7 protein-coding genes and 1 pseudogene are annotated in these 6,080 nt (G+C 65.3%); 2 read left to right on the top strand and 6 right to left on the bottom strand.

Going from position 1 to position 6,080, the window contains the following annotated elements; translation table 11 throughout:
- Positions 1 to 272, top strand: a pseudogene (locus AC2VOG_RS09565) (aminotransferase); the annotation flags it as partial.
- Here the strand turns inward: AC2VOG_RS09565 and AC2VOG_RS09560 are convergent.
- From AC2VOG_RS09560 to AC2VOG_RS09545, 4 genes are read right to left on the bottom strand one after another with little or no spacing between them, the layout of a single operon-like run.
- Positions 244 to 693 carry an SRPBCC family protein gene (locus AC2VOG_RS09560; protein WP_486939665.1) on the bottom strand — a complete coding sequence of 150 codons (450 nt, stop codon included), beginning with the start codon at positions 691 to 693 and terminating at the stop codon, positions 244 to 246. The pseudogene AC2VOG_RS09565 and the gene AC2VOG_RS09560 overlap by 29 nt on opposite strands.
- A 41-nt stretch (positions 694 to 734) precedes the next feature.
- Positions 735 to 1,190, bottom strand: coding sequence for an SRPBCC family protein (locus tag AC2VOG_RS09555; RefSeq protein WP_486939664.1), 456 nt, complete (start codon positions 1,188 to 1,190; stop codon positions 735 to 737).
- Between the two features lie 53 nt (positions 1,191 to 1,243).
- Entirely contained in the window at positions 1,244 to 2,323 is a 1,080-nt protein-coding gene (locus tag AC2VOG_RS09550) for a CaiB/BaiF CoA transferase family protein (RefSeq protein WP_486939663.1), read from the bottom strand.
- A 5-nt stretch (positions 2,324 to 2,328) separates the two neighbouring features.
- Positions 2,329 to 2,772: an SRPBCC family protein gene (locus AC2VOG_RS09545; protein ID WP_486939662.1), complete on the bottom strand. Its 444-nt coding sequence runs from the start codon at positions 2,770 to 2,772 to the stop codon at positions 2,329 to 2,331.
- A gap of 68 nt (positions 2,773 to 2,840) precedes the next feature.
- Between AC2VOG_RS09545 and AC2VOG_RS09540 the strand changes: the two genes are divergently transcribed.
- The gene (locus AC2VOG_RS09540; RefSeq protein WP_486939661.1) at positions 2,841 to 4,502 is read left to right on the top strand and encodes an alpha-keto acid decarboxylase family protein; all 1,662 of its coding nucleotides are present in this window, start codon (positions 2,841 to 2,843) and stop codon (positions 4,500 to 4,502) included.
- Here AC2VOG_RS09540 and AC2VOG_RS09535 read toward each other — a convergent pair.
- Together AC2VOG_RS09535 and AC2VOG_RS09530 are read right to left on the bottom strand one after the other, a co-directional pair.
- Positions 4,499 to 5,119, bottom strand: coding sequence for a fatty-acid--CoA ligase (locus tag AC2VOG_RS09535; protein WP_486939666.1), 621 nt, complete (start codon positions 5,117 to 5,119; stop codon positions 4,499 to 4,501). The two genes, AC2VOG_RS09540 and AC2VOG_RS09535, sit on opposite strands and share 4 nt — an antisense overlap.
- A 5-nt stretch (positions 5,120 to 5,124) precedes the next feature.
- Positions 5,125 to 6,080, bottom strand: a 956-nt coding sequence (locus AC2VOG_RS09530; RefSeq protein ID WP_486939660.1) for an AMP-binding protein, incomplete at its 5' end; no start/stop codon positions are given.

The following is a 6,080-nucleotide window of genomic DNA, read 5'->3' as shown; positions in this document are numbered from 1 at the left end:
GCGGGCTCTCCGACGTCGGCTTCACAGTCCTCGACAGCGGAGGTACCTACTTCCTGTGCGCCGACCCGCGTCCGCTCGGATATGACGACAGCGCCGCGTTCTGCGCGGCGCTACCCGAGCAGGTCGGCGTGGCCGCGATCCCCATGACGGCATTCTGCGATCCCGGCGCCGACGACGGGGCGATATGGAATCACCTCGTGCGCTTCACATTCTGCAAGCGCGAGGACACCCTCGAGGAAGCCATCACTCGGCTTGCGCGATTGCGTCCATGACCTTGCGCCGCAGCCCCTCGGTCGCGGCGTAGAGGATCTTCCTGCGGGCCCGGTTGACCAGGAACTCCGGTATCGGCGCCGACGGCTCGAGGGTGATCTCGAATCGCACCCGCGTCCGCTCTTCGGATTCGCGGTGCATCGTGTACTCGACGTGCTGGGCGTGCTGCTGCAGCGTCTTCTGCGCGTCCCACACCACCCAGTCCGGACCCCAGTGATATTCGAGAACCTCGGTGTCGGCGATGCCGGAGACCCGTATCGCCACCCTGACGTGGTGCGGCCGGCCATCGGGATAGCAGTCGATGACCTCAGCCCGCTTGTGCACCGAGGACCACGACGGCACCGAGCCGACGTCGGCCAGCGCCCCCAGAATCGTCTCCGGCGGCGCCTCGATGACAACCTCACGGGATGCTTTTACGGCCACTACGAACAACCTAGCAACCCAACCGCTTTCGCGGAGCCCAGTTAACGCGGTTGCTCTGAGCCGAAGACGGCTATCACCTGATCACGAAGTCCCTTGGTCGCGGCGTCCAGCACGATCTCACTCGCCCGCCGAACGACGAACGCGGGCACCGGTCCCGCCGGTTCGACCGTGATATCGAAGCGCACCCTTGTTCGGTCGACGCCGACAGGCTGCAGGTTGTATTCGACGTGTTGCCCCCGCTGCTGGAACGTGGCACCGGCATCCCAGACCACCCAGGTGGGGCCCCAGTGGTACTCGAGGATTTCGTTGTCGATGAGACCGAAAATCTTGATGGTGGCCTTCACATGATGCGGCCGCCCGTCGGAATACCAGTCCAGCACCTGAATTCGCTTGTGCACCGGCGACCACGACGACAACGACCCGACGTCGGCCAACGCCTCCAGGATCACCCCCGGCGGCGCATCGATGACAATCTCGCGCGATGCTTGTACGGCCACTGTCGACCAAGCTAGCAAGCCTGTCTGGCACCGGGTTGATTATCAGGGCCTGATTACCAGCCGATTTCGTCGAGCCGGGTAGTCGCCTGCGGTATCGGTCCGACCGGCGCCGACGGTGTGCGGGAAAACCGCGGCGCCGGAGCAGCCTGATCGACACCGCCGGAGTTGACCACCGTCGCGCGTGCGCTCAGGTGTGGGTCGACGGCCGCCTCGCTCCACGTCAGCACCGGCGTGACGCAGGCATCGGTGCCGTCAAACACCTTCGCCCACTGGTCACGGGTCTTGCCGGCGAACCGCTTGGTGAAAATGTCGAGCATCTCTGGGAAGGAACCGATCTCGAACTGGCCGGGCACCTGGTCGGGTGAGAGCTCGAGTCCGGCAAGCAGTGCCGCGAAGAACTGCGGCTCGATCGCGCCCACCGCCATGTATTTGCCGTCGGAGGTCTCATAGCAGCGGTAAAACGGCGCACCGCCGTCGAGAAGAAACGATTCACGCTCGTCGCGCATCGCGCCGGTCGAGCGCATTGTCCACATCATCTGCGCGAGCACGCTGACCCCGTCGACCATCGCCGCGTCTATCACCTGCCCCTTGCCCGACCGCTCACGCTCGTAGAGCGCAGCGACGATTCCCAGCAGAACGAACATCGAGCCGCCACCGAAATCGGCCACCAGATTCAGCGGCGGCATCGGCGGCCGGTCGCGGTAACCCAGCGCCGACAGCGCGCCGGTCTGGGACAGATAGTTGATGTCGTGGCCAGCCGTACGGGCCCGCGGGCCGTCCTGCCCCCAGCCGGTAATGCGCGCGAAGATCAGCCGCGGGTTGACCGCCGCGCAGGCGTCGGGCCCGATGCCCAGGCGCTCGCAGGTGCCGGGCCGAAAGCAATCCAGCAGCACGTCGGCCTTGGCCACCAACTCGAGCAATTTCTGCGGCTCGGCCTTGACGTCCAAGTCCACAATCCGCTTGCCGCGATGCAGCAGATCGAGGTTTTCGGCAGGCATCGTCAGGCCGCCGGGTCGGCGTACCCGCACCACGTCGGCCCCCAAATCGGCCAGCACCATCGCCGCGTGTGGGCCCGGCCCGATGCCGCCGAGTTCGATCACTCGTACCCCATCGAGGGGTCCGCTGGTGGTCAAGGTCCTTACTTTCCTTTCGTCACGTGCAGCACCCGGTCGCGCAAGCCCTTGGTGCCGGTGTCGATCGTTCCTTTGATTGCACGTTTGAGCACGAAGCCGGGCAGCGGCACCACCGGGTCGACGCTGATTGTGAAGGTGACTTTCGTCTTGTCGCCGTCGGGCGTCAAAGTGTAGGACGCGTCCTGCGAGCGCTGCTGGCCGGAGCTGACCAGCGTCCAGCTCACCACGTTTCCGGCCCACGTGTAGGCCACCACCTGTTCGTCGGTGATCCCCGCGGCCCTCACCTTCATCTTCACTTTCAGCGGCCGCCCGTCGGAGTCCTTCTCCAGAACCTCGGCGCTTTGATGCGGCTCCGACCAGTCAGTGAGCGAGTCCATGTCGCCGATCACATCCAGCATCTCCTGCGGGGACGCCTCGATGACGATTTCGCGGGTTTCGTTGATTGCCATGCCCGGACGATATCGAGGCGGCGCCCGGTGGAGGGCGGTTTCGAGCGCGGACGCGTAGCGTCGACGGCGTGAGTGCTTCGGAACCCTCGTACACCATCGGCGACTATCTGTTGGACCGCTTGGCGGAACTGGGTGTGACCGAGGTATTCGGGGTTCCCGGCGACTACAACCTGGAGTTCCTCGATCACATCGTCGCGCACCCGAAGCTGCGCTGGGTCGGCAACGCCAACGAACTCAATGCCGGCTATGCCGCCGACGGATACGGTCGGCTTCGCGGAATGTCAGCTGCGGTAACCACATTCGGCGTCGGAGAGTTGTCGGCAGCCAACGCCATTGCCGGCAGCTACGCCGAACACGTGCCGGTGGTCCACATCGTGGGCGGGCCGTCGAAGGACGCCCAGGGCGCCCGCCGGGCCCTGCACCACTCGCTGGGCGACGGCGACTTCGAACACTTTCTGCGGGTGAGCAGGGAAATCACCTGCGCGCAAGCCAATCTCATGCCGGCCACGGCCACCCGCGAGATCGACCGGGTACTGTGCGAGGTCCGCGAGCAACGGCGACCGGGCTATCTATTGCTGTCCACTGACGTGGCCCGCTTCGAAACCGAGCCGCCCAGTGCACAACTGCCCCATTACAGCGGCGGAACCAGCCCGCGAGCGCTGGCGTTATTCAAAACAGCCGCAAGCACACTCATCGGCGACCAGCAGCTGACCGTGCTGGCCGACCTGCTGGTCCACCGACTGAACGCCGTCGACAAACTCGAAGCACTGCTGGCCGCCGACGTCGTGCCGCATGCCACGCTGATGTGGGGCAAAAGCCTGGTCGACGAGAGCGCGCCGGAATATCTCGGCATCTACGCCGGCGCAGCCAGCGCCAAGCCGGTCCGCACGGCGATCGAACAGGCCCCGGTGCTCGTCATGGCGGGCGTGGTGTTCACCGACATGGTCAGCGGATTTTTCAGTCAGCGCATCGATCCGCATCGGACCATCGACATCGGGGTGCAGCAGAGCACCGTCGGCCAGGAGGTGTTTGCGCCCTTGGAGATGAGCGCGGCGCTGGACGCGGTCACCGCGATCCTCGCCGAACGCGGCGTCCGCTCCCCCGCGGTGACGCCGGCGGTCGACGAAAACACGGCGGACAAGCCGGACCGCGATCAGCCGTTGAGACAGCAGGTGTTGTGGGACAGATTCTGCCAGGCGCTGACCCCCGGCAACATCGTACTGGCGGATCAAGGCACCTCGTTTTACGGGATGGCAACGCATCGGCTCCCCCAAGGCGTGACGTTCATCGGCCAACCACTCTGGGGCTCAATCGGATACACGCTGCCCGCCACTCTCGGGGCGGGTCTGGCCGAGCGCGATCGCCGGCCGGTGCTGCTGATCGGTGACGGCGCGGCCCAGCTGACGGTGCAGGAGCTGGGCAACTTCTCCCGCGAGGGACTTTCACCGGTCATCGTGGTCGTCAACAACGACGGCTACACCATCGAGCGGATGATCCACGGAAAGACCGCACCCTACAACGACATTGTGCGGTGGAGTTGGGCCGACATTCCCACCGCGCTCGGGGTGACCGAGCATCTGTTCTTTCGCGCCGAGACCTACGGCGAGCTCGACGACGCGTTTGTCGCCGCGGCAGAAAACCAGGATCGGATGGTGCTGATCGAGGCGGTGGTGCCGCGCCTGGACATCCCCGACCTGCTGAGCGATCTGGTCGCCGACCTCGGCTCCTAGTCGTCGATCCGCATCATCTCGGCGAACGTGCCGACGAACACCGGCGGATACGCGCCGCGGCCGGCGCCGTCGATCCACGGCGCCGCGGTGTCAGGATGGTCGATCCAGCGGCGCGCCCGCTCCTCGTCGTCGAGTTCCTGCAGGATCATCACTTCGTGCCCGTCGTCGAAGGCCTGGAAAAGCCGGGTCTCCCGGATACCGGCAGCCTCGAATCTCGGAAGTGCACTGCGGATCTCGTGGGCCAACACGGGTACGTCGTCGACTGCCGATATGGCGGCGACCACGACGCCGGGCGCGAAACGCGCCGACGGGTCAGCGACCCCGAACCGTTCGACGATTTCGCCCGCGAAGACCGCCGGGATGTCGTCCACACCGACCGCGTCGAACCACTCGAAGAAGACGCGTGAGCGCAGCAGTTCCACGATCGGTTCCCGGCTGTGCACCCCGATCGTCACCAGCACCCGACCGTGGTCGTGTGTCGAGGTGTACAGCAGCACATGGTGCGCACCGATGTCGGCGAGTGCCGACCTGCGACGGGTGAGCAATGGCCACACCTGTTCTGGATCAGGCACGCGATAGTCGGACGCGATCACCAGTGAATGAGAACGCGGATCCACCGGGCTCACCGAAGCTGGTCCTTCATCACCTTGCCGGTGGCGTTCAGCGGTAATTCTTCAAGGAATTCGACGTATCGCGGCGCTTTGAATCCAGCCATCCGCTCGCGGCACCAGGCCGTCAGATCCGCTTCGGACACGGTGCCCACGGCATGATGATGTGTTACCACAAAGGCCTTCCCTACCTGACCGAGCCGCTCGTCGGGCACACCGATCACCGCGACCTGAGCGACCGCCGGGTGTTCCAGCATGAAGCCCTCGATCTCGGCCGGGTACGCATTGAACCCGCCGACGATGAACATGTCCTTTTTACGCCCGTCGATCCTCAACCGGCCGGAGTTGTCGAAATTCCCCAAATCTCCGGTGTGCAGCCATCCGTCGTGGTCGATCGCCTGCGCGGTGGCGTCCGGATCATCAAGATACCCCTGCATGACGCCGTAACCGCGGACCAGCACCTCGCCGTCATCGGCGATGCGCACCTCGACGTCCTCACACGGCAGCCCCGCGGTGGTGGCGACGTCGGTGAAGGAATCACCCGGCCGCGACAGCGTCACGTTGCCGGCTTCGGTGAGTCCGTAACCGGTCATCAACGTCTCAAACGGCAGTTCGTCGTGGATGCGGCGAACCAGTTCGACCGGGATGTCGGCGGCCCCGGTGACCCCCGCCCGCAGCGTCGACAGCCTGGTTTTGTCACCGACCGTCAGCAACGAGTGGTACAGCGTCGGCGGCCCCGGCAGCATCGAAATACGTTCACGTTCAATCAGGTCTACGACAGCGGCGACCTCGAACACCGCCAGCGGCAGCATGGTGGCACCGCGCAGGAACGAGGCGACCAAACCCGCTTTCAAGCCGAACGTGTGGAAGTACGGGTTGATCATCAGATAGCGGTCGCCCTCGCGCAGGTCCGCGAGCGTCGCCCACTCCTCGTACATCCGCAGCGTCTGGCGATGGTTCATCATCGCGC

The organism is Mycobacterium sp. TH-M11 (assembly GCF_057473725.1).
Note: the sequence above shows the minus strand (reverse complement) of the source record. Positions and strands in the feature narration are given on the sequence as shown.

What these genes read in the sequence shown, in the direction of transcription:
- AC2VOG_RS09545 (WP_486939662.1), bottom strand. Translation starts at nt 2,772, where the DNA reads ATGGCAATCAACGAAACCCGCGAAATCGTCATCGAGGCGTCCCCGCAG.